Annotated in this window: 12 protein-coding genes; 6 read left to right on the top strand and 6 right to left on the bottom strand. The window is 70.1% G+C overall.

The genetic code is table 11. The features are described 5' to 3' along the window. Positions 1 to 60: 60 nt before the first annotated feature. From ACFU99_RS00400 to ACFU99_RS00390, 3 genes are all read right to left on the bottom strand, one after another. On the bottom strand, positions 61 to 246 hold the full coding sequence (locus ACFU99_RS00400; RefSeq protein WP_384383577.1) for a hypothetical protein: 186 nt from the start codon (positions 244 to 246) through the stop codon (positions 61 to 63). Between the two features lie 219 nt (positions 247 to 465). Continuing rightward, positions 466 to 1305 (bottom strand): hypothetical protein, encoded by an 840-nt coding sequence (locus tag ACFU99_RS00395; protein ID WP_384383575.1) that lies wholly within the window; start codon positions 1303 to 1305, stop codon positions 466 to 468. A gap of 93 nt (positions 1306 to 1398) precedes the next feature. Further along, positions 1399 to 2499 (bottom strand): alpha/beta hydrolase, encoded by a 1101-nt coding sequence (locus ACFU99_RS00390; protein WP_384383572.1) that lies wholly within the window; start codon positions 2497 to 2499, stop codon positions 1399 to 1401. Between the two features lie 190 nt (positions 2500 to 2689). On the opposite strand from ACFU99_RS00390, the gene ACFU99_RS00385 reads away from it, so the two are divergent. After that, the gene (locus ACFU99_RS00385; RefSeq protein ID WP_384383569.1) at positions 2690 to 3658 is read left to right on the top strand and encodes a response regulator transcription factor; all 969 of its coding nucleotides are present in this window, start codon (positions 2690 to 2692) and stop codon (positions 3656 to 3658) included. Positions 3659 to 3852: 194 nt separating this feature from the next. On the opposite strand, the gene ACFU99_RS00380 is transcribed toward ACFU99_RS00385, so the two are convergent. The 3 genes from ACFU99_RS00380 to ACFU99_RS00370 all read right to left on the bottom strand — a co-directional run bounded on the left by ACFU99_RS00380 (position 3853) and on the right by ACFU99_RS00370 (position 6655). Beyond that, positions 3853 to 4269 (bottom strand): Dabb family protein, encoded by a 417-nt coding sequence (locus ACFU99_RS00380; RefSeq protein WP_384383567.1) that lies wholly within the window; start codon positions 4267 to 4269, stop codon positions 3853 to 3855. After that, entirely contained in the window at positions 4266 to 5147 is an 882-nt protein-coding gene (locus tag ACFU99_RS00375; protein ID WP_384383564.1) for an SDR family oxidoreductase, read from the bottom strand. Before ACFU99_RS00375 ends, ACFU99_RS00380 begins: the two co-directional genes overlap by 4 nt. 89 nt (positions 5148 to 5236) lie before the next feature. Next, the gene (locus ACFU99_RS00370) at positions 5237 to 6655 is read right to left on the bottom strand and encodes an MFS transporter (protein ID WP_384383561.1); all 1419 of its coding nucleotides are present in this window, start codon (positions 6653 to 6655) and stop codon (positions 5237 to 5239) included. 171 nt (positions 6656 to 6826) lie between these two features. On the opposite strand from ACFU99_RS00370, the gene ACFU99_RS00365 reads away from it, so the two are divergent. From ACFU99_RS00365 to ACFU99_RS00345, 5 genes are all read left to right on the top strand, one after another. Further along, positions 6827 to 9517, top strand: coding sequence for an AAA family ATPase (locus ACFU99_RS00365; RefSeq protein ID WP_384383558.1), 2691 nt, complete (start codon positions 6827 to 6829; stop codon positions 9515 to 9517). Between the two features lie 294 nt (positions 9518 to 9811). Continuing rightward, entirely contained in the window at positions 9812 to 10117 is a 306-nt protein-coding gene (locus tag ACFU99_RS00360; RefSeq protein WP_384383673.1) for a hypothetical protein, read from the top strand. Between the two features lie 437 nt (positions 10118 to 10554). After that, positions 10555 to 16881, top strand: coding sequence for a protein kinase (locus tag ACFU99_RS00355; RefSeq protein ID WP_384383670.1), 6327 nt, complete (start codon positions 10555 to 10557; stop codon positions 16879 to 16881). Between the two features lie 91 nt (positions 16882 to 16972). After that, positions 16973 to 19933 (top strand): DEAD/DEAH box helicase, encoded by a 2961-nt coding sequence (locus ACFU99_RS00350; RefSeq protein ID WP_384383556.1) that lies wholly within the window; start codon positions 16973 to 16975, stop codon positions 19931 to 19933. Beyond that, the gene (locus ACFU99_RS00345) at positions 19933 to 24057 is read left to right on the top strand and encodes an Eco57I restriction-modification methylase domain-containing protein (protein WP_384383553.1); all 4125 of its coding nucleotides are present in this window, start codon (positions 19933 to 19935) and stop codon (positions 24055 to 24057) included. The genes ACFU99_RS00350 and ACFU99_RS00345 overlap by 1 nt, the downstream gene beginning before the upstream one ends. Positions 24058 to 24085: the final 28 nt, after the last annotated feature.

The following is a 24085-nucleotide window of genomic DNA, read 5'->3' as shown; positions in this document are numbered from 1 at the left end:
CCCGGAAAGAAAAGACTTGCAGGATGGTGCGGCCGGGGCAGCGGAGACTGCCCGACCACCTTAACTCGGCACCTCGTTCGGGGAGTTCGTGGTCATCTCCCCCTCACCCGTAGGCAACTGCTGGTGGTCCGCGCCGGCCGGGACCAGCGGAGCGAGTTCGTAGGCGGGCGCGTCGGCCCGTGCCGGAGACGCGGCGACGAGGGTCGCGGCCACCAGCGCGAGCAGGCCGAGCAGGGCCGTTCTCATCCGCTTCGGCAGCTTCCCGACGGGCCTCCTGACTGGATTCGTGACGAGCTTCGTGACTGGATTCGTGACAAGTTTCGTGACTGGATTCGTGACCGGATTCGTGACGGGCTTCCTGACTGACTTCCCGATGGACAAGGTTTCCTCCTTGCGGACGCGGAAGGAGACGGTTCCGATGCCCTCGGGCGTTCTCCGCGGCCGGTCTTACGGATTGGGCCGGTCTTACGGATTGGCGGTCACCTCGAAGCCCGCGCCGAACACGCCTGCGGGGGCGGCGGCGGTGTCACGGGCGCGCAGGTCGGCGAGGATGTTGGCCGAGCTGGTGTACAGGAAGGGCGGAATATCGAGGGTGATTCCCTTGGTGATCCCGGCCCAAGGACCGGACGCCTGGAAGCCGTTGGCCTGGGAGGGGAGATCGGTCCCCGGAACGTGCCAGATCACCGGGCCGCCCGAGTCGCCGTGGATGTTCGCGGCCGGCGCCCGGTAGACACCCGCGGCGTTGTCCATGACGGTCCCGTACCAGACTCCCGTCTGCCCTGACGTGATGATCTCGTTGCTGCCGGTGGCGAGCAGCCGCTCGTTGTCGAGCGCGGGCTGCGGGGCGTTCGGGCTGGGCGTCCCGCCGGGGACCTTCACCTCGCCCGTCTGCTTCAGGTACGGCCCCTGCGAGGAGAGCGTCACCTGCGGGACGAGCTCGATGACCATGTAGTCCTTGGTCACATGACCGGTCTGGGAACCCTCCGCGTCCTTGAAGTAGCGCACGTATCCGATCGGGCCGAAGTCCGGGTCCGCCCGGTCGTACACGGGGGCGATGTCGTCGTGGATCTCGCGGTCCGCGTACGGAGGATCGTTGAGGCAGTGGCCCGCCGTGATGGCGATCTTGTGCTGGTACTTGTCGTTGCCCACCGCGCCGAGCGTGCAGAACACGTCGGGCATCGACGGGCTGAAGATGATCTGCATCGCGTTGTAGACCCGCTTGGCCGGCTGGGCATGGGCGGCGGCGGCCCCCACGGTGCAGAGCACCGTCAGGCTCAGCAGGAGGGTGCACAGTCGCTTGATCATGTACGTAACCCTGTTCTGTCGGAACAAAGATCGGAACGAAGCCGGAACGAAGCCGGAACGAAGAGGGAGCGGGGACCGGTGCGGCGCGAGAGGTCAGGCGGACGCGAAGGCCGCTTCCAGGCGTGGTACGAAGTCGGCGAAGTCCTGCGCCCAGCAGTCGTAGGTGTGGCCGCCGTCGCATGTGCCCCAGCCGGAGCCGTTGCCGTAGTCCACGTAGTGGTAGGGGTAGCCGAGTGCGTCCAGGTGCTCCTTGGCGTGCTGCGCCGCCGACCGGACCCAGAACTCGGGGTTGGCGGGATCGCCCCGGCCGTCGCCGGTATAGAGCGAGATGCCCATGCCGGCCAGCCGGTCCATGTGCGTGGACGGGTCCGCCGCGTTCCAGCGCCAGTCGGCGTCGAGGACCGGGTACGGCGTGCCGAAGACCGCGTCGCTGGAGACCGCGGGCCCGAAGTCGAGCGGGCAGTCGGGGGCGCCGGCGCCGCAGAGCGGTGCGCCGATGTTGGTGAGCGTGGCGACCACGGCGGCCCGCATGACGGCATGGTCCCGCGAGAGGTCGACCGCCCCCGAGAACGCCCCGACCTGGCTGAACAGTTCCGGGTGCGCCTGGGCGTAGTGCAGGGAGCCGAAGCCGCCCATCGAGAGGCCGGTTATGGCCCGGCCCTTCTTGGCGGCGATGGTGCGCAGGTTGGCGTCGATGAACGGGATCACCTGCTTGATGTGGAAGCTCTCCCAGTTCTGGGCGCCGGCGGCGGTCTGCTGGTCGAGCCAGTCGCTGTACCAGCCCCGGCGGCCCCCGTCCGGAATGACCGTGATCATCGAACGGGCCGCGAGGAGCGCGGGGTAGGCGAGCCGCGGATTGCCCGGATCGTCGGATGCGCCGTGCAGGAAGTACAGCACCGGGTAGCGCTTGGCCGGGTCGGCCGCGTAGTCGGCGGGCAGCAGGATGCGGATGCGGTGCTCGCCTGCGACCTGGGCGGTCTTCACGGTGATCACGAAGTTGGTGGCGGAGCCGGACGCGGAACCGGTCTGGGTCAGCCCGAAGCCGTCGGCCATCGTGGGCGGGCTCGTGGGCTGCGCGTGCGCGGCCGGCGCGCCCGGTAGCCCGAGTTGCCCCAGTACGAGGAGGAGGGCGGCGGCCACGACGGCGACCGCTGCATTCACGCGCGGGAGCCGGACGGACAGAGCTGATCTCATCGGATGTCCTCGGGGTCGGCTGGGTGCCATGGGGCCGATGGTGCGATCGGACACCGGAAGTCTCACCGCAGTGATGCGCCCAGCGCCATACAAGGCGGTGGCCCGATTGAGCCACTGGCGCAAGTGCGCCGCCCGCGCAGTATGCTGCGGCGACCGGGCGGACCGGCCTGGTACGGGCGAAAGGGCCGCCGTGCACGACGTGTTGGACCCGGGCTCCGACCGCGGGCGCGTGTACCGGTCCCTGGTCGGCCACCCCCGTGAGCCCGTCGGCCGGCTGGCGGCCCGGACCGGGCTGAGCGAGGCCGTCGCGCGAGCGGTGCTGGGGGAACTCGCCGCCCAGGACATCGTCATCGCGACGGACGCCGGCGGCGAGGAGCGGTGGGAGGCGCTGCCGCCCACCCAGGTCGTCGAGGCCCTGTCGCAGCGCGACGCCGCCCAGTGGACGGCCCTGCGCCGGACCGGAGCGGAACTGGAACAGCTCTACCGCTTCGCCAGACGGGACGCCGGCCACTACGGCGCACTGGAGGTCGTCGAGGACGCCGCCCGGGTCCTCGACGTGAGCCGGCAGCTTCAGCGCTCCGCGCGCCACCAGCTCCGGACGATCGACACACCGCCGTACTCCGGCACGGTCGACCACTACCTCGGACAGGAGGCGCTCCAACGCGAGCGCATGACCGCCGGGGTCGCCTACCGCACCATCTACGACGGGTCCGCATTCGACGACCCCATCGCGGGCCCCAACATGACCCGCATGATCACAGCCGGGGAACAGGCACGGGCACTGGACGACCCGCCCATGAAACTCGCCATCACCGACAGCGAATTGGCGGTGGTCACCCTCGACGCCGACGACCACCCCGGCGTCGTCTCCCTCCTCATTCGTCCCTCCAGTCTCTTCCAGGCGCTGTCCAATACGTTCGAATCCCTGTGGAGACTCGCCGTCCCGGTCTCGGCGACGGGCGCCGGCCCCCAACTCGACGCCCGGGACCGCCAGATCCTCACCCTCATGGCCAGCGGCGCCACCGACGACGCGATCGCTCGCCGCCTGGGACTCGGCCGCCGCACCGTCGTACGCCGCGTCTCCGGCCTCCTCACCAGACTGGGCGCCACTACCCGCTTCCAGGCCGGCGTCCAGGCGGCCCGACGCGGCTGGCTCTGACAGATCGCTGGGGCCACGATCCAATTCGCCGTCCAGGGGGCCTTGACGGTCCTCTTGGGCTTGCCCTCAGTTCGGCGCCGGGGCCGTGGCCCTCGCACTGGGTCCAGTACTGGGTCCATTACTGGGTCCATGCGAAGACGTCGGCGGCCGGGCGCGGCGGCGTGCCGCGGCCCGATCCGCGGACGCCGTGGTCGTCAGTTTCCGTGTCGGCCGGGTGCCGCGCTGCCGGTGTATTCGTTGAGATCGGAGACCAGTTCGGCGACCTCCGGCACGTTCTCGAACCGGCGTCGGTGGACCTCGGCGATTTTCGCGCCGATCTCCGGATCCGGGTCGTCCGTGATGTCGTAGGACATGAACTTGTCGACCAGCGGCAATCCGACTCGGTCCATTTCGAGGTGTGCCGGGTGGTTCATGTACTCCTCGTAGGCTTCGATGTTCTCGACCGTGGTGACGGCGCCGTACTCGAAGTCCCCACCGAATTCGGGGCCGACGACGCGTGCCGTGATGGACGGGATGGCGTTGATGTGTTCGCTCATCCTCGCGAGACCGGCAGCTTTGTCCTCCGCCGAGACACCGGGCTTGAGGGTGAAGCGGGTGCAGTGGAAAATCATCGGGCTTCCTTTCCATTGGTGTGCACCGCTCGGGTGAAAGCGGTGGCGTAATCGCGGGCGAAGTCGGTGAGGTCGCGTGCGGGTTGTCCGGTGAGGTCGGTGACGGACGTGTGCACGTCGGCGGCCTCGCCTCTGGCGTAGTGGGCGTAGTCCTCGATGAGGCCTTCGAGTTGCCACGGCGGGAGAATGCCGGTGAGCGCGGCGATGAATTGGTCGGTGGGCGCGTCGCGGAAGGTGATGTCCTGTCCGGTGGCGTACGACAGCGCCTGGGCGATCTGGTCGTGGGTCACGGCGCGCGGTCCGGTCAGCGTGTAGGTGCGGCCGGAGTGGCCCGTGCTGGTGAGCACGGCTGCGGCGGCGTCCGCGATGTCCCTGGTGTCGAGGGCGCTGACGGCCGCGCCGCCGATGGGCGCGGCGAGGAAGCCTTGAGCGATGGTGGCCGCGGAGCCGAGCAGCGCCTGCAAGTAGAGGTTGGGGCGCAGCACGGTGTGGTCGAGCCCGAGGCGGGCCACATGTGTTTCGACTTCGGCGTGCCAGCGCAGGAACCGCACCGGCGAGTCGGCGCGGGCCGCGTACTGGGAGAGCAGTACGAGCCGGTGCACATCGGCGTCGCGGGCGAGGTCGGCGAACCGGATCTGGAGCTCGGCGGCGTCGGGTGCCGAGGGGCTGTTGAGGAAGGCCGCGTCGACGCCGTTCAGCGCGGCGGTGACCGAGGCGGGGTCCCGCAGGTCGGCGACGACGTTCTCGACACCGGGGAGGGGGCGGCCGGGGTCGCGGATCATGGCGCGGACGGCGGCCCCGCGGGCTTGTAGGGCGGAGACCAGATCGGAGCCGACGGTTCCGGTCGCACCGGTCACGAGCACGGTGGGTGTGTTCATCGTTGTGTGCCTTTCTGAAGTCGGCGTATGCCGTGTGAAGTCGGTGCATGCCGTGTGAAGTCGGCGTACGCCGTGTGAAGTCGGCGGGTTCAGCGCGTACCCGCTGCGGCCGAGACCGGCTGGGGCCGGGCGGCGGGGACGAGCGAGAGCGCGAGAGCGATAAGGACGAGAGCGGCCTCGCCGAGGAACGCGGTGGTGAACGAGATGTCCCCGTGGGTCCCCGAGGCGCCGATGGCGATCCCGGCGAGGGCGGCGAGCCCTACCGCGCCGCCCAACTGCTGTGCCGCGTTGATGAGTCCGCTGAGCAGGCCCGACTCGCCTTCCGCGCTGTCGCGCACCCCCATGGCGATGCCATTGACGAGGGCCAGTCCGAGACCGGTACCGATCAGCAGGAACGCGCCGAGCAGGCTGATGGAGAAACCGCTGGTCGTCGGGTCCAGCACCAGCCACAGGAAGCCGGCGAGCAGTACGGCGAGAGCGACCGGCAGCGCACTGGCCGACCCGACGCGCCTCGCCAGCAGCGGTGCGACGGCACTGCCCACGATGATCATGCCGGCGATGGGGATCTGTGCCATACCGGTGGCCAGTGCGCTCATCCCGAGGACGTCCTGCTGATACTGGGGCAGGAAGAAGAACAGGCTTGTGAGCGTGGCTCCGATCAGCAGTACCACCAGGTTCGCCGTGACCACCGGCTTCCTGCGGAAGACGTCGAGCGGGACCAAGGGGTGCGCGGACCGCCGCTCGACGTACACGAACGTCATCAGGGAAGCGAGGCCGACCGCGAGCCCGAGGAGCGTGCCGGGCGCGCCCCATCCGGTGTCGGAGGCGGAGACCATGCCGAGCGCGAGGGCGGAGATCCCCACGGTGATGGTGAGGGCGCCGGGTACGTCGAACGCGCCGGGCCTGCCGGGGACGGACGGCGCCGAACGCCACACGAGGACCGCTCCGATGACGCCGAACGGCACCGGCGTCAGGAATACCGACGGCCAGCCCAGCGTCTCCGTCAGCGTGCCGCCGAGGAAGACGCCGACGAGACTGCCGAAACCCGCGACCGCGCCCCAGACGCCCATCGCACGGGTACGTTCCGCGGGAGACGGATAGATGGCGAGCACCAGCGACAGCGCGGCCGGCATCACCGCCGCGGCCCCGGCCCCCTGCCCGATCCGCCCGGCGATCAACATCGTGCCACTGGTCGCCAGCGCGCAGAACGCCGATGCCGCGAGGTAGACGGCCATCCCGGCCAGGAACACCCTCCGGCCCCCGAGCACATCGGCGATCCGGCCGCCGAGCAGCAGCAGACCGGCGAACGTCACCAGATAGCTGTCCACGACGACCGTGAGCTGGGCGGATGTGAGCCCGAGGCCGGCGCGGACCGACGACCCGGCGAGGTTCACCATGGCGCTGTCGAGAATGACCAGGAACATGGCGGTCGCCGCCCCTGCCATCGCCACGCCGCGTGGTGCCCGCGGGCGGGTGCGCACCATCGCGGGTGCGGTGTCGTCGCTCATCCTTGCGTCCTTCCACAGGGGGTTTTGATCCGGTGCTCGGTTCCGCATCGTGGATGCCATGACGATCCCGTGAACCGGCCGCGCTCGCGTCGGTGACAATTACCTAGGTGTCCGGGCGTCCTGCGGTGGGGGCCTGCTGTCGCGGGGCGGCATCACGACTATGGTCGGGCCATGCTCACGAGGTTCTGCCGCCCGCTCGTCGGCCGACACGACGAGATCACCCGCCTCCGCGCTCTCGTCGACGCAGCGGAACGGGGCGAGGGCGGCGTGCTCGTCCTCCACGGCGAGCCGGGCATCGGCAAGAGCGCGCTGCTGGATCACATCCGGCACACGGCGCCGGAGAATTTCCAGGTCATCCGCGCGTCCGGGGCGGAGTTCGAGGGGGAACTGCCGTTCGCGGCACTGCATCAGCTGTGCCTGCCGGTGCTGACGCGCCTCGATTCGCTCGCGGCCCCCTACCGGGACTCGCTGCTGGTCGCGTTCGGGTTGGCCGACGGCACGCCGGACCCGTTCCGCGTCGGCCTGGCCGCGCTGGAGCTGCTGGCGACCGCCGCGACGGAACGCCCGCTGCTGTGCGTCATCGACGACGCGCACTGGATGGACGCCGCCTCGGCGGGGGCGTTGACATTCCTGGCGAGACGCGTCGCGGCCGAGCCGATCGCGATGGTGTTCGCGGCCCGCGATTCCGTCGATGCCCCTGGACTGGACGGACTGCCCGGGTTGACGGTCGGCGGACTGAGCGACGCGCACGCGCGCGCCTTGCTGTCCGAGGAGAAGACCGTGACGCTCGACGAGCGGGTGCGCGATCGCCTGCTCGCCGAGGCGCGCGGAAACCCACTGGCCCTGATCGAGTTGCCGAAGGCCGGCGGCTTCACGCTGCCGACGCCGTCACCGGTCGTGAGCCGGATCGAGCGGAGCTACCACTCCAGGATGGCGCAACTCCCCCTGGACGCACGGCTGTTGCTGATTCTCGCCAGTGCCGATCCCACGGGCGACCCAGGTCTGCTGTGGACGGCCGCGCGGCTCCTGGATATCGACGTGCCCGCCGCGAGCGCGGCCGCCGAGGCGTCCGGGCTCGTGCGCTTCGGCACGCGCGCGCGGTTCTGCCACCCGCTGGCACGCTCGGCCGCCTACCGCGCGGCCGAGCCGGAGCGGCGACGATCGGCGCATCGGGCACTGGCCGATGCCACGGACCCCGTCGCCGCTCCGGACCGGCAGGCATGGCACCACGCGCAAGCCACCGCCGGACCGGACGAACAGGTCGCGGCGGAGTTGGAGTCGTCGGCGATGCGCGCGCAGGCACGTGGAGGGGTAGCGGCCACCGCCGCGTTCCTCGAACGTGCGGCGGAGCTGTCACTCGATTCCGGCAAACAGGGCGAACGTACGCTCGCGGCCGCGCGAGCCACGCTCGCGGCAGGCCGGGCGGACGCGGCGGCGTCCCTGCTGACCAGCATCGACATCGAGTCACTCGACGATCTCCAGCGCGCGCCCGTGGACCTGCTGCACGGGCAGATCGCCTTCGCACAAGGCGCCGAAGGAGCTATCCGGGGGCCGGAGTTCATCCTGCGGGCAGCACGGCGGATCGCCGTCGACGACCCGGAACGCTCGCGTGAGTACTTCGTGGCGGCGCTGGAGATGGGTCTCCTCGTCGGGCGGGCCGCGGGGGTGATGGACCAAGTGCTCGACGCGGCCCGATCGGCGCCTCCGGCACCGGGACCGCCGGATCTTCTCGATGCGCTGGTGCTGTTGACCACCGAGGGACACCATGCCGGGGTACCGGCCCTGCGACGGGCTCTCGCCGCCGACAACCCCGACGGCACCGCCGGGTGGACCAAGGCACCGGCATTGGCCACGGTACTCGCGGGCGAACTATGGGACTTCGACCTCCACGCGAAGATCGTTGATTGGCTGGTGCGGACGGGGCGGGACACCGGATCACCGATGACCATCCGGCTCGGCCTGTCGCAAGCGGCCTTGTCCAGGGTGCTCAACGGCGACTTCGGGCGGGCGATGGCCGCGATCGCCGAGGAGGAGGCGATCGCCGACGCCGTCGGCGATCTGCCGCAGCTCTACCCGAGAGTGCACCTGGCGGCGATGCGCGGCCGCCGCCGCGAAGTGCTCGACCTCTTCGCCGAGGTGACGGGCCGTCCTGCCGGACACCTGACCGCGAACGCCCACTGGGCGACGGCCGTGCTGTACAACGGCCTGGCCGACTACCCGGCCGCGCTGGACGCGGCCACGCGCGCCGTGGCGGGCGGCGACCTCTTCCTGACCGGCTTCGCGCTGTCCGAACTGGTGGAGGCCGCCGTCCGGTGCGACGAGACCACCGTGGCACGCTCGGCGCTGGAGTCCCTGGTCGAGCGCACGGAGCCCGCGGGAACCAGCATCGCCCTCGGTGTGGCGGCAGGCACACGAGCACTGGTCAGCGACCTGGAGGACGACTACCGGGAGGCACTTGAGCTCCTGGCGGGCAGCCCACTGGTCCTGCACCTCGCACGGGCACACCTGCGGTACGGGGAGTGGCTGCGCCGTACGGGCCGCCGTCGCGACGCACGCCGGCACCTGCGTGTCGCGCACGAACAGCTGTCGGACATCGGCCTTGAGGCATTCGCCCGGCGGGCCGCGGACGAGCTGCGCGCGACCGGAGAAGTTGCCCGCAGCCGCTCCGGGCACACCTACGACCGCCTGACCATGCAGGAAATGCATATCGCGCGCCAGGTCGCGGCGGGAGCGACGACGAAGGAGGTGGCCGGGCGCCTGTTCCTCAGCCCGCGCACGATAGACGCCCACCTGCGCAACATCTTCCGCAAGCTCGATATCACCTCGCGCAGGCAGCTCAGGGACATGCCCGATCTCGGGTGACGACGGAGACTTCCGGACAGGCCCTGGCACTCCGTCGGCAGTTCGCCGTTCCTGCCGTTCGGAGACATCTTCTCCAGTTCTCCAGCCCAGCCGGATGACGAAGCCTCAGGAAAACATCCCGGACGATGGACGGCAGACCCGGCCACACGGCATATAACGCACATCCATCAAACCCGCAGGTCAGCGGCACATTAGGAACAAAAGGGACCCGGTGCCGATGTGCACTGTGTGCGCTATGGGCGCTACGTGCGGTCTCTTGACGCACACCCCAAGCCCCGAGGGGCGCCGCATGGCATTAAAAATGCCATATTCGCGCCATGGCCCGTCGTCACCTCCGCCGCGGCGCTCGTCGAGGCAATCCACCCCAGGATCAACGACGCCGCACTGAAGTGGACGCCGTCCCGACTGCGGGTCGAGTCGGCCGCCCAGGCCATCGCCCAGTCCGCCGCCACCCTGCTGCGTACCGCCGGGCTGCACGGCCACAGGTACGCCATCGACGCGACGCTCTGCGCCACTGCCCTCGCCCGCGATGCAGCACCTTTTCGCCGACTGTTCGCTCGGCCGCACACATTCCCTCATGAGGCCGTGCAACTCTTTTAGAGGCTGAAGGGTCGGCTTTGGTATGCACCATCGCCTGCCGTACCGGCATCCAGCCTTCGCCGCCCGCTCCCCCTACCGAGCACGCCCGCCGAGGACCAGTGCTCCCGCCTGCACCCGGAGCGCCGTCTCGGGCACCGCTCCACCTACCGCCGCCTGCCGCAGGCCGACCAGAAGCGTCGCCATGGCCCGCCAAGCCATCTGGCACACCGTTGCCGGTCATGGACCGAATCGCCACCACCGACCCTCCATTCATTGCCGGAGCCGGAGCCGGAGCATGTTGACGTAGTCAACGGAGTTTCACAGACCGTATCGCCCCTCCTGGTGTACACTCCCCGCGAGATACTTACCTTCCACCACGAGAGTGACGGGGAGCAGCAGTGGCACTGGAGCAGGTCGGTGGACGTTTCCGAATCACCGGTCAACTGGGGCGCGGAAACATGGGCGAGGTGCACCGGGCCGTGGACCTGGAAGCCGCACCCGCTTCGACGCATTACGAGGTGGCGCTCAAGACGGTGCTGCGCAACCGCACCGGCCTGCTGGTCGAGGCAGCGGAGGGGAACAAGGAGACACAGCGCTTCCACCGTGAGGTGAAGATCATGCGCATGCTTTCCCAGGGTCACCCCAACCTCACCCATCTGATCGCAGGCGGAGTCGACGACGCTCCGGGTGCCAGCGGTCTCCCTTATCTGGCAATGGAGTTGCTCGACGGCCACACCCTGGGCCTGCTGATGGACGAAGAGCCGCAGCTCCCGGTCTCCTGGGTCGCCGCGATCGGCGCGCAGATCGCTTCCGGCCTCGCCGCCGCGCACACGGCCGGCATCGTCCACCGCGATCTGAAGCCGGCCAACGCGATGCTGCTCCGTGACGGCACCGTGAAGATCCTCGACTTCGGCATGGGCTCGATCGTCGACGACCCCGACCAGACGCGGCTGACCAGCACCGGCGTGAGCGTCGGCACGGCACGGTACATGGCTCCCGAGCAGTTCCGCGCCGAACCGGCCTCCGCCGCGGCCGATCTGTACGCGCTCGGCTGCGTCCTCTACGAGATGCTGATCGGCCGCCCCCCGTTCTCCGCGCGGACCGCCTACGAGCTGTCCGTGCAGCACCAGTACGACCTGCCGCCGCGACTGACCATCGTCCGGCCCGATCTGCCGCAGGCCCTGGTGCGCCTGGTCTCCCGGCTGCTGGAGAAGGAGCCGGAGAACCGGCCGGAGAACGCCACCCTGGTCCGCGAGGCCCTCATCCCGCACGCGCTCGCCCCCGACGCGACGGTCGACCTGCTGGCGCCGGAGTGGACAGCCATGGACCCGGTGGCCCGGCTCCGCGCCGAACTGCCGCGGCCCGCTGCCGTGAAGCCGGCCCGGGTACCGCGCCGTTCGCCCCGCCTGCCGGAGACCATGGACGTCTTCGGCATCCACAAGAATCTGATCGAGGAGTACGAGAGCTTCACGCGGAGCGCCTCCGTCATCCGTGACGCCCGGATCGAGAACTTCGTCGAGGACGACCTGGCCTCGAAGTCGCAATGGCCCGACCCCTGGCTCTCGCTGAATCCGTTCTTCGCCGACGGCGGCCAGGTCACCGATCTGGTCAGGGACGGACTGCTGCATCCCCGCTGTGCCGAGATCTTCCAGGCCGGCAAGAAGGAGGACGCCCGCCGTCCGGACGGTCGGCCGCTCACCTTCCACCGCCATCAGCGCGAGGCGATCGAGGCGGCCCAGGAAGGCGACTCGTACGTTCTCACCACCGGCACGGGTTCCGGCAAGTCGCTCTCCTACATCGTGCCGATCGTGAACCAGGTGCTGAAAGAGCGGGACGCGGCCGCTCCGGGTGCTCCGCGGCGGGTACGGGCGATCGTCGTCTACCCGATGAACGCATTGGCCAACTCCCAGCTCAAGGAGCTGGAGAAGTACCTGCGGCACGGCTTCGGGGAGGGGCGCGAGCCCGTTGCCTTCGCCCGGTACACGGGGCAGGAGGACGATGAGCGACGCAAGGAGCTGCGCCGAAATCCGCCGGACATCCTGCTCACCAACTACGTGATGCTGGAGCTGATGCTCACCCGGCCGGACGACCGCGACGGTCTGATCCGTAACGCCGAAGGCCTGCAGTTCCTCGTCTTCGACGAGTTGCACACCTACCGGGGACGCCAGGGCGCGGACGTCGCGCTGCTGATCCGCCGGGTCCGCGAGGCATGCCGTGCAGGGCAGGACCTGCAGTGCATCGGTACCTCGGCGACCATGTCCACCGAGGGCACCTGGGAGAACCAGCGGCGGGAGGTCGCCCGGGTCGCGGGCCGGCTCTTCGGCACCACGGTGCTACCCACCCGGGTGATCGGCGAGACGCTGGTCCGGGCCACCGCTCAGCCCCCGGCGGCCGTTCCCCCCGAGCGGCTGCGAATGCCCGCGGCGCCCCGCGCGTACGAGGCACTCACCCAGGACCCCCTCGCCCGCTGGGTGGAGTCCCGCTTCGGCCTTGAGGAGGAGCCGGGCACCGGGCGGCTGCGCCGCTGTGCGCCACGGACCATCGAGTCGGCCGCCGAGGAGCTGTCCACCGGCTCCGGGGTCCCCGCCGACCAGGTCCGGGAAGCGATCCGCGCCACCCTGGAGGCCGGTTCCCAGGCCAAGCACCCGGTGACCGAGCGGCCCCTCTTCGCCTTCCGCCTGCACCAGTTCCTCTCCAAGGGCGACACCGTGTACACAACCCTGGAGAACCCGCTCACCCGCCCGCTGACCCGCACCTTCCAGCTGGAGCAGCCGGGCAGCGGCGGCATGCCGCTGTACCCGTTGTCGTTCTGCCGGGAGTGCGGTCAGGAGTACCTCACGGTGTGGCGCACCGAGGGCCGTGACGGCGTCTTCCGTTACGAGCCCCGGCGTGGCACCTCGGCTTCCGGTGGCCGCGAGGGCGAGGGCTGTCTGTACGTCGGAGTGCCGGGCGAGGACTACGTCTGGCCCCCCGATCCCCAGCGGGCCGTGGACGACCGGCGGCTCCCGGAGTCCTGGCTGGAGCAGGACGCGAACGGCCTGACGGTGGTGAAGAAGTCCTACCGGGAGCGTGTGCCCAAGCGCGTCGTCGTCGACCCCCTCGGCACGGAGAGTGCGGCGGGCGTGGAGGGTGGCGAGGGCCTGGAGGCCGCGTTCATTCCGGCGCCGTTCCTGTTCTGTGTGCACTGCCAGGTGTCGTACGAGCAGACCCGCGGCCGTGACTTCGCCAAGCTGGCGACGCTCGACCAGGAGGGCCGTTCCTCCGCCACCTCCCTGATCTCGGCCTCCATCCTCAAGTCGCTGCGCGCGGTGCCGGAGAAGAGCCTGGACAAGGAGGCCCGCAAGCTCCTCACCTTCGTCGACAACCGTCAGGACGCCTCGTTGCAGGCCGGCCACTTCAACGACTTCGCGCAGGTCACCCAGTTGCGCGGGGCGCTGTACGCGGCGGTCGTGCGCTCCGGTGAGGAAGGTGTGCGCCACGACGATCTGACTCTGGCGGTGACAGAGGTGATGGGCCTTGCACCACGCGAGTACACCGGTGTCGCCGACCAGCCGCCGTCCATGGAGCGCCGGGCGACGAAGACCTTCCGGGACGTCGTCGGCTACCGTCTCTACCGCGACTTGGAGCGCGGCTGGCGGATCACCATGCCCAACCTGGAGCAGACGGGCCTGCTGCGCATCGACTACGAAGACCTGGATTGGGTGGCTGCCCGCGCCGAGCGCTGGGAATCGGCACACCCGGTGCTCCGCGAGATCGACGCCGAGTTGCGTGCCGAGATCGCCCGCACCCTCCTGGACTTCCTCCGTCGGGGCCTGGCCATCGATGTGCAGTACTTCCGGGACGACTTCGACGCGCTGAAGGGCGCCAGCGAGGAGCGGCTGACGGGCCCCTGGGTCCTCAGTGAGAGCGACAAGCCGAATGTCGGCACGGCCTACCCGTACGGTTCCAAGCCCGGTATGGAACGGACCGCTCTGTTCCTGTCGCCGCGCGGGAAGTTCGGCAAGTATCTGCGCCGGAACATCCCCGCACTGCGTGAGGCCCCGCAGGACGATGTGCAGGGGGTGATCGAGACCCTGCTCACCGTGCTCCGCGACGCCGACCTGGTGCGCGAGGTGGAGGCGGCCCCGGAGCGTTCGGGGCCGGCGTTCCGTCGGCGTTCGACGGAGAAGCGCACCGGGTACCGGGTGTCGGCCGCCGCGATCGTGTGGCGGGCCGGTACCGGGGAGACGGGAGCGATCGACCCGCTGACCCGCACCTACAGCCACGGCGAAGGGCCGCGCGTCAACCCCTTCTTCCGCGATCTGTACCGCGACGCCGCAACCGAGCTGGCGGGGCTCTACGCCCGCGAGCACACCGCGCAGGTGCCGCCGGAGGATCGGCTGCTGCGTGAGGAGGAGTTCCGCACGGCCGAACTGCCGCTGCTCTACTGCTCGCCGACGATGGAGCTGGGCGTCGACATCTCCTCGCTCAACGCGGTGATGATGCGCAACGTGCCGCCGACCCCGGCCAACTACGCCCAGCGTTCCGGCCGTGCGGGCCGTTCGGGGCAGCCGGCGCTGGTGACCACGTACTGCGCGACGGGCAACAGCCACGACCAGTACTACTTCCGCCGCTCCGAGGCGATGGTCTCCGGCCAGGTCGCGCCGCCCCGCCTCGATCTCGCCAACGAGGACCTGGTCCGCTCGCACGTCCAGAGCATCTGGCTGGCGGAGACCGAGATGAAGCTCGGTACGGCCGTACCTGACGTCGTCGACGTGGCGTACGACCCGGAGAGCGGGGACCGGCCCGATCCCCGGATGGCGCTGCCGCTGCACACGCACATCCGTGACAGGTCGCTCGACGAGGGGGCCCGGCGCCGCGCGGTCACCGCCGCGCACAGCGTGCTCGCGCCGTTGATCTCGGACTTCCAGGACACGACCTGGTGGTACGACGAGTGGATCGAGGACCGTGTCGAGCGGGCCGCGGACAGGTTCGACGAGTCCTTCGACCGGTGGCGTGAGCTGTTCCGGGCCGCCGTGCTCGACCAGTACGAGCAGAACAAGCGGGTGGTGGACCACACGCTCAGCCAGGGCGAGCAGGGCCGCGCCCGCACCCGCCGCCGGGAGGCCGAGACACAGACCAATCTGCTGCTCAACCGCTCAACCGACAACAAGTCGGTGATGAGCGACTTCAACCCTTACCGCTATCTGGCCTCCGAGGGCTTCCTCCCCGGCTACAGCTTCCCGCGCCTGCCGTTGGCCGCGTACATCCCGCGTTCGGGCAACCGGCGCAACGCCGACGGCGACTATCTTCAGCGGCCACGGTTCCTGGCGATCCGCGAGTTCGGTCCGGGTGCGCTGATCTACCACGAGGGCGCCCGCTACCAGGTGACCCGGATCCAGCTGCCGCCGGACGCCTCCGGCGATCTGGCGACGGCGGAGGCACGCCGCTGCGACACCTGCGGTTACCACCACCCGGTCCGTCCCGGCCTCGACCGCTGCGCGATGTGCCGTACGGAGCTGACCGGGAAGCGCACCGGCCTGATCCATCTCCACACCGTGTACACCACCCCCCGCGAGCGGATCTCCTCCGACGAGGAGGAGCGGCGCCGGGCCGGTTTCCGGCTGGAGACCTCGTACGCCTTCCAGGACCACGGGGTCCGCAAGGGCCGTCTCACCTCACAGGTGACGGACGGAGAAGGAGCCGCCGTCCTCGCGCTCGACTACGGCGATTCGGCCACGGTCCGGATCACCAACCTGGGCCGGGTCCGCGACAAGGAGGACGTGCAGGACGGCTACTGGCTGGACCTGGGCGACGGCCGCTGGCTCAACGACCGGGCCGCGGCGGACGCCGTGGAGGGCACTGGGATGCCGGTGGTCGACGAGGACGGCAACGAGAAGCGCCGCCGGAAGCGGGTCCTGCCGTACGTGGAGGACCGGCGGAACATCCTGGTGGCGACGCTGGACGAGCCGCTGCCCGAGCCGGTCGCGTTCTCCGTCCTGTACGCCCTGGAGCGGGGCATCGAGGCCGCCTTCGAGCTGGAGGATTCCGAGCTGACGGCCGAACTCCTGCCGCCGCCCGAGGGACCGCGCCGCCGGCTGCTCTTCACCGAGGCCGCGGAGGGCGGGGCCGGTGTGCTGCGCCGGCTGCGCCAGGAACGAGGGGCGCTGGCGAAGGCGGCCCGCGCGGCCCTGGAGATCTGCCACTTCGACCCGGACACCGGCGAGGACCTGGGCGGTCCGGAGGGCGGCGAGGAGTGCGCCCGCGGCTGCTACGCCTGTCTCCTGACGTACGGAAACCAGACCCACCACCGCCTGCTGAGCCGCCACGCGGCCCGCCCGCTGCTGCTGCGCCTCATGGGCTCGCAGACCGAACGCGAGGACCGGGGAGAGTCCCGGAGCGAGCAGTTCCACCGGCTGGCAGCACCCGCCGCGACCGGGTCCGGCGGCCCCGCCCTGACCGGCACCGATGGCCCCGCCGCGCCCACTCCGCTGGAGGCCGACCTCGAAGCCCTGATCGCCTCGGGTGATCTCCTCGGCTGGTTGAAGGCCAAGGGCTACCGGCTGCCGGACGAGGTCGACGTCCTGGTTCCGGAGGCCGCCGCCAAGCCGGATCTGGTGTTCCGTATGGACGGTGCCCAACTCGCGGTCTTCGTCGACCTTCCCGACCACGGCGCCGATTCCACCCGGGACCGCGAGGCCGGCTACCGCCTGGAGGAGGCGGGCTGGGACGTGCTGCGCTTCCGGGCCGGATCCGACTGGGACGCCGTGGCGGACGACAACGCGATGTATTTCCAGACCCGTTGACCGTGACATTGTCCCCGCCGATCCTTACGCTCATCGCCCCGGCCCCACCCGTCCCCACCACCACACCGCCCTCTAAGGAACTGAGAGACCCATGAGCCCCACGTACACGGCTGGTTCGCTGGTGAACGCCCGCGGCCGGGAATGGGTGGTGCTCCCCGAGAGCGCCTCCGGCATGCTGGTGCTGCGCCCGCTGGGTGGCGGCGAGGACGACGTCACGGCGGTCTTTCCCGCCTTCGAGGAGGTGCGGTGCGCCCAGTTCGCGGCGCCGAGCCCGTCCGACCTGGGTGACCAGCGGGCGGCCGGCCTGCTGCGGACCGCGCTGCGGATCGGTTTCCGTTCCGGGGCCGGGCCCTTCCGCGCGCTGGCGTCGATCGCCGTGGAGCCGCGCGCCTACCAGCTGGTACCGCTGCTCATGGCACTGCGGCAGCGCACCGTACGGTTGCTGATCTCGGACGACGTCGGTATCGGCAAGACCGTCGAGGCCGGCCTGATCGTCAAGGAGCTCCTCGCGCAGGGCGAGGCGAGCCGCCTCGCGGTGCTCTGCTCCCCCTCACTCGCCGAGCAGTGGCAGGGGGAGCTGCGGGAGAAGTTCGGCATCGACGCCGAGCTGGTCCTCGCCTCCACCGTGTCGCGTCTGGAGCGCGGCCTGGAGCTGGGGCAGTCGCTCTTCGACCGGCACCCGTTCACGATCATCTCGACGGACTTCATCAAGTCGACGCGGCACCGCGAGGACTTCGTACGGAACTGTCCGGACCTGGTGGTGGTGGACGAGGCGCACACGTGCGTCGCGGCCGACGACGCGCAGGGCCCGGCCTCCTCGTCCACCAGCCAGCTCCGCTACGAGCTGCTGAGGCGGATCGCCGCTGACGAGGACCGGCATCTGCTGCTGCTCACGGCCACCCCGCACTCCGGCAAGGAGTCCGCGTTCCGCAACCTGCTCGGTCTCGTCCGCCCCGACCTGGCCACGGTCGATCTGGAGAGCCCGGCGGGCCGGGCCCGGCTCGCCGAGCACTTCGTCGCCCGTAAGCGGGCCGACGTGCGCCAGTACCTCACCAAGGAGGACGGTCTCGCCGACGACTCCCTCGTCGAGCGGACCGCGTTCCCCTCCGACCGGTGGACCAAGGACGAGCCGTACAAGCTGACACCCGTCTACCGAGCGCTGCTCGACGACGCGATCGCCTACGCCGCGGACCGGGTGGAGACCGCCGGTCGCCAGGGCAAGCGGGAGGCCCGGATCGCCTGGTGGTCGGTGATCGCGCTGCTCCGGTCCATGGTGTCCTCGCCGGCCGCCGCGGCCCGCACCCTGGAAACCCGTTCCGAGTCCGCCGCCGCCCGGACCGCCGTCGAGGCGGACGCCCTCGGTGCGCCGCTGACCCGTGACTCCTCGGACAGTGACCGGCTGGAGGGCATGGACGTCGCGCCGGGCGCGGCGGAGAGCGAGCAGGGTGACCCGCGACTGCGTGAACTCGCCTCACGTGCGGCCGAGTTGTACGGTCCGGCGTCCGACGCCAAGCTCAAGGCGCTGACCGCGCATCTCAAGTCGCTGATCGCGGACGGCTACAGCCCGATCGTCTTCTGCCGCTACATCCCCACCGCCGAGTACCTGGCGACACACCTGGAGAAGAAGCTGGGGACGAAGACGCGGATCGCCGCCGTCACCGGCACGCTCTCCCCGCAGCAGCGCCTGGAGCGCATCGAGAAGCTGGCCGCCGAGGACGCCGACGACCCGGCTGTCCGACGCGTCCTGATCGCCACCGACTGCCTCTCCGAGGGCGTCAACCTCCAGCACGCCTTCGACGCGGTGATCCACTACGACCTGGCGTGGAACCCGACCCGGCACGACCAGCGGGAAGGCCGCGTCGACCGGTACGGGCAGAAGCGCGACCAGGTCCGCGTGATCACCATGTTCGGCGAGGACAACGGCATCGACGGCAAAGTTCTCGAAGTCCTCTTCGCCAAGCACCGGCAGATCAAGAAGGACCTCGGCATCTCAGTCTCCGTCCCGGACGAGACGGCTTCGGGCGTCACCGACGCGGTGGTCGAATGGCTGCTGCTGCACGGCAGGCAGGGCACCCAGGAGGGCCTCTTCGACCTCGACAGCCACCAGGAGTCATTCGACCGGATGGAACGGGAGTGGAACTCGGCCGCCGAGCGCGAGCGGACCTCCCGTTCGAAGTACGCGCAGCGCGCCATCCACCCGGAGCAGGTGGCCCGCGAAGTCACCGCCGTACGGGCCGCGCTCGGCGGCTCCGGGGAGGTCCGCGACTTCGTCCTGGAGGCGCTGCGCGACCTCGACGCCCAGGTCCGCGACCCCCGCGACGGCTCCGGCGACTTCGCCGCGCAGGTCGGCGGTACGCCGGCCGGAGTGCGCGACGGTCTCGCGGCGGTGCTCGGCGGGCGGATCGTGGAGGAGGACCGGGAGATCCCGTTCCGTACCAGCCCGGCGATCGGGCGCGGCGAGGCGGCCCTGGTCCGCACCGACCCGGCGGTCGGCGCGCTCGCCTCGTACGTCCTCGACTCGGCCCTCGACGCGAACACTCCGGGCCCGCGCCCGGCCCGCCGCTGCGGCGTCGTCACCACGGACGCGGTCACCATCCGCACCACCCTGCTCCTGGTCCGCTACCGCTTCCACCTGACGCTGCCGTCCCGCACCGGGGAGCGGCAGATCGTCGCCGAGGACGCCCGGCTCCTCGCCTTCGAGGGCCTGCCGTCCCGGGCCCGCTGGCTCGACGACGACGCGGCGTCGGCGCTCCTGGGCGCGCGGGCCGCCGCCAACACCCACGAGCAGCTGGCACGCAACCAGATCACCCGCACCCTGGACGGACTCCCCGAACTGTCCGGCCACATCGCCGAGTACGGTGTCGCCCTCGCCGCCGACCTCGACGCCTCGCACCGGCGGGTACGGAAGGCCGACACCAGCGACCGTGCCGAGATCGTCCGCGGCCTGAAGGTCGTACCGCAGGAGCCCGCCGACGTCCTCGGCGTGTACGTGTACCTGCCGCAGCAGCCCGCCACCGTATCCGCCCCTCTCGTGACCGGAGCCGAAGCCTGATGTCCGCCGCCACCCGCACCGCACCGGTCTTCACCGCCGTCACCACCGTCGGCGGGCTGCTCCCCGGCGACATGCTCGTCCGTATCGCCGAGGCGCGGAACCTGCCGGGCACCAAGTCCGCCGATTACGGTTTGCCGGGCTCGGTCGCCGTCCGCGACGAGGCCGAGCGCGCCTGGGAGTACCTCAAGCCGCTCTGGCGCGAACTGCGCGCCGTGCTGCCCGCCGATCCCAAGACCGGTGCGCCCGCCGCCGACCCGACGGGCCGGGCCTCCTCCGACTGGCTCTCCCAGCTCTTCCGCAAGCTGGACTTCGGGGCGCTGACGGAGGTCGGCCCGGACGGAATCCGCGCCGATTCCGACACCGAGACCCGGTTCCGCATCTCACACCGGCACGGGCCCGCGCTGCTCCACCTGATCCCCTGGAACCAGGAACCGGACAAGCGGCCGGCCGCCGGGCAGGTGCCGCCGCAGTCCCTGGTCCAGGACTGCCTCAACCGGACCGAGGCGCACCTGTGGGCCGTCCTCACCAACGGACGGACGCTGCGGCTGCTGCGCGACTCGTCGTCGTTCGCGACGGCCGCGTACGTCGAGTTCGACCTGGAGGCGATCTTCGACGGGGAGCTGTTCAGCGACTTCGTGCTGTTGTACTGCGTGCTGCACGCGTCGCGGTTCGAGGTGGCGGAGGGGGCGGCGCCCTCCGGGTGCTGGCTGGAGAAGTGGCGGACGGAGGCCGTCACCTCCGGTGCGCGTGCACTGGACCAGCTGCGGCTCGGCGTCCAGCAGGCGTTGACGGTGCTCGGTACGGGGTTCCTGCGGCACCCGGAGAACGGGCGGCTGCGCGAGGACACCGACCCGAAGGCGCTGCAGAAGGCGCTCCTCCGGCTCGTCTACCGGCTCCTTTTCGTCTTCGTCGCCGAGGACCGGGACGCGCTCCTCGACCCGGCGGCGGACGACCGGGCTCGGGAGGCGTACGCCCAGTACTTCTCCTCGGGCCGGCTGCGCAGACGGGCCCGGCGGCGCCAGGGCACGGCGCACGGTGACCAGTACGAGGCGCTGCGGCTCGTACTCGACGCGCTGGGTACGGAGGGCGGGCGGCCCGAACTGGGGCTGCCCGGTCTCGGCGGGCTCTTCTCGCGTACGGAGGCGGACGCGCCGCTGGAGGGACTGAGGCTCTCCAACGAGGCGCTGCTCAAGGCCGTCGGGTACCTGGCTCAGGTTCATGACCCGGGAGCGCGGCGGTGGCGGGCCGTCGACTACCGGCACCTGGACGCGGAGGAGCTCGGCTCGGTGTACGAGTCACTCCTCGAACTGGAGCCGAAGCACTCGGCGGCGGACCGGTCGTTCGAACTGGTCGAGGTGGCGGGCAACAGCCGTAAGACGACGGGCAGTTACTACACCCCGTCGTCGCTGATCGAGTGCCTGCTCGACACGACCCTCGACCCGGTCATCGACGACGCGGTCAAGCGCGGCGAGCAGCGGGCCTCGGCGGGTGGACGCCCCGACCCGGCGGACGACATCGTCGAGGAGTTGTTGGGCCTGACAGTGTGCGACCCGGCCTGTGGTTCCGGGCACTTCCTGGTTGCCTCGGCGCGACGGATCGCGAAGCGGGTCGCGGCGGTACGCGAGCACAACCCGGAGCCGACGGTGGACGCGGTACGGCACGCACTGCGGGAGGTCGTGGCGCGGTGCATCTACGGCGTCGACCTCAACCCCATGGCGGTGGAGCTGGCGAAGGTGTCGCTATGGCTGGAGGCGATGGAGCCGGGGAAGGCGCTGGGGTTCCTGGACGCGCATGTGCGGTACGGCAACGCACTGCTCGGTACGACGCCGTCACTCCTCGCGGGCGGCGTCCCCGACGAGGCGTTCGACGCGATCGAGGGCGACGACAAGAAGTACGCGGCCGCGCTCAAGAAGCGCAACAAGGCCCAACGCGGCGGCCAGGGCGATCTGTTCGCCGAGTCCGAGGTCACGGTGCCGAGCAATGCGCGGCTCGCGGCGCAGCTCAGCCGGATCACCCATGCGCCGGCCGAGGATCTGGTTGAGGTCCATGCTCAAGAGGCGGCGTACGAGGCTTACGTGAGCTCCGCCGCGTACACGCGCGACCGTGAGACGGCGGACGCGTGGTGTGCCGCCTTCGTCTGGCCGAAGCACACGGGCGCGCCGGAGGCGCCGACGCACGACGTCGTACGGAGCCTGCTCGCCGGGGACACGGCGGGGGTGAACGACGCGACGCTGACGGAGGTGCTCGCCCTGAGCGAGCAGTACCGGTTCTTCCACTGGCACCTGGAGTTCCCGGAGGTGTTCGCCGTTCCAGAGTCGGGGGCGGGGGTCGATCCGGCGACAGGGTGGGCCGGAGGATTCGACGCGGTGGTGGGGAATCCGCCGTGGGACAGCATCAACTTCCCCGAGACGGAGTTCTTCGCAGTACGCGCGCCGGGCATCGCGGCGACCAACAACACGGCGGCCCGGAAGAAGAAGATCCAGGCGCTCGGGGACGACCTCGACACCGTCGGGCTGTTCAACGAGTACGAGGCCGCCAAGCGCCGCGTGTACGGCGAGAGCCACTACCTGCGCATCTCCGGTCGCTATCCCCTGACGGGGCAGGGCAATCTCAACCTGTACGCGCTGTTCGCCGAGGCCGACCGCATCCTGACCGGTGTCCGGGGGCGTACCGGTGTCATCGTGCCAACGGGCATCGCGACAGACGCACGGACGCAGTATTTCTTCAAGGACTTGGTGTCGGCGGGATCGCTGGTGGCGCTGTTCGACTTCGAGAACGCACAGCCGCTCTTCCCTGGCGTACACCGCTCGTTCAAGTTCTGCGTACTGTCCCTCGCAGGCCGCTCACTGCGTGAACCAGCCGCCCGATTCGCCTTCTTCGTCCATGACCCGGCGGAGCTGGAGACCCACGACAAGGTCTTCACCCTCACCCCCGAGGAGATCACCCTCCTCAACCCCAACACCGGAACCTGCCCGGTCTTCCGTACCCGCCGCGACGCCGAGATCACCCTCGGCATCTACCGCCGGGTTCCGGTCCTCCTCAAGGAGTCGGACAAGGCGAACGGAGACCCATGGGGCGTGTCGTTCCTGCGCATGTTCGACATGTCCCACGACTCCCATCTCTTCCGTCCTTCCGCCGCCGACGGCGAAACCCTCGACTCGATGCTCGCGGATGGCTGGCGACTGGATGGAAACGTGCTGGTCCACGGAGAGGCGCGGCTACTACCGCTGTACGAAGCGAAGATGCTCCACCACTACGACCACAGGTGGGCGACGTTCACAGACGAGGGCGATATCCATGACCTACCCCTCGCAGAGAAGCAGGACCCCGAATCTATTGTCCGACCCCGCTACTGGGTACCGGAACAAGACGTCCCCACAGATGTACTCGACGAGGAGGGCAAGCCCATCGTGGCACTGGGCGTACGCAGCCGCTTGGTCGCAAAGGAGTGGAAGCAGGGCTGGGTGCTGGGCTTTCGAAAGATTTGCCGCGCATCAGATGAACGCACCGCAATTGCCTGCGTCTTCCCTCGTGCGGGCCTCGGACACTCCGGGAGCATCCTGCTACCTCGGGACTACAAGCACTCTCCCTTGCTCTACAGCAACAGCATCTCAATGGCTCTCGACTACGTGCTGCGGCAGAAGCTCGGCGGCACCAACCTGAGCAACTTCCTATTCGAACAACTGCCCTTCATCGCCCCAGAAATTATCGCTAAACACGTTGGCTCTCTGACTCCTCGCATCCTCGAACTCACCTACACAACTACTGACATGACGGCCTTTGCCCGGGACATCGGCGACACCGGCATCCCCTTCCGCTGGGATGAGGACCGTCGCACCATCATCCGCGTCGAACTAGACGCCCTCTTCTTCCACCTCTACGGCATCACTCGCGACGACGTGTCGTACATCCTCGACACCTTCCCCATCGTGAAGCGCAAAGACGAGGCGGCCCACGGCACCTACCGCACCAAGGACCTGATCCTCGCCGAGTACGACCGCATGGCCGCCGCCGGACTCACCCTGGAGACCCCACTCGACGAGAGCGACTCCGGTACGTACCGGTCCACGCTCACCCCGCCCCCGGGACAGGGCCCGCGCCACCCGGCCCGCCAGGACGACTGACGTCCGGACAGCGCGAGGGGCGCCGCCC

Source organism: Streptomyces sp. NPDC057654 (genome assembly GCF_042800135.1).
Lineage (GTDB): Bacteria > Actinomycetota > Actinomycetes > Streptomycetales > Streptomycetaceae > Streptomyces.
The sequence above is the reverse complement of the archived record's forward strand: the minus strand, read 5'-3'. Positions and strand labels throughout refer to the sequence as shown.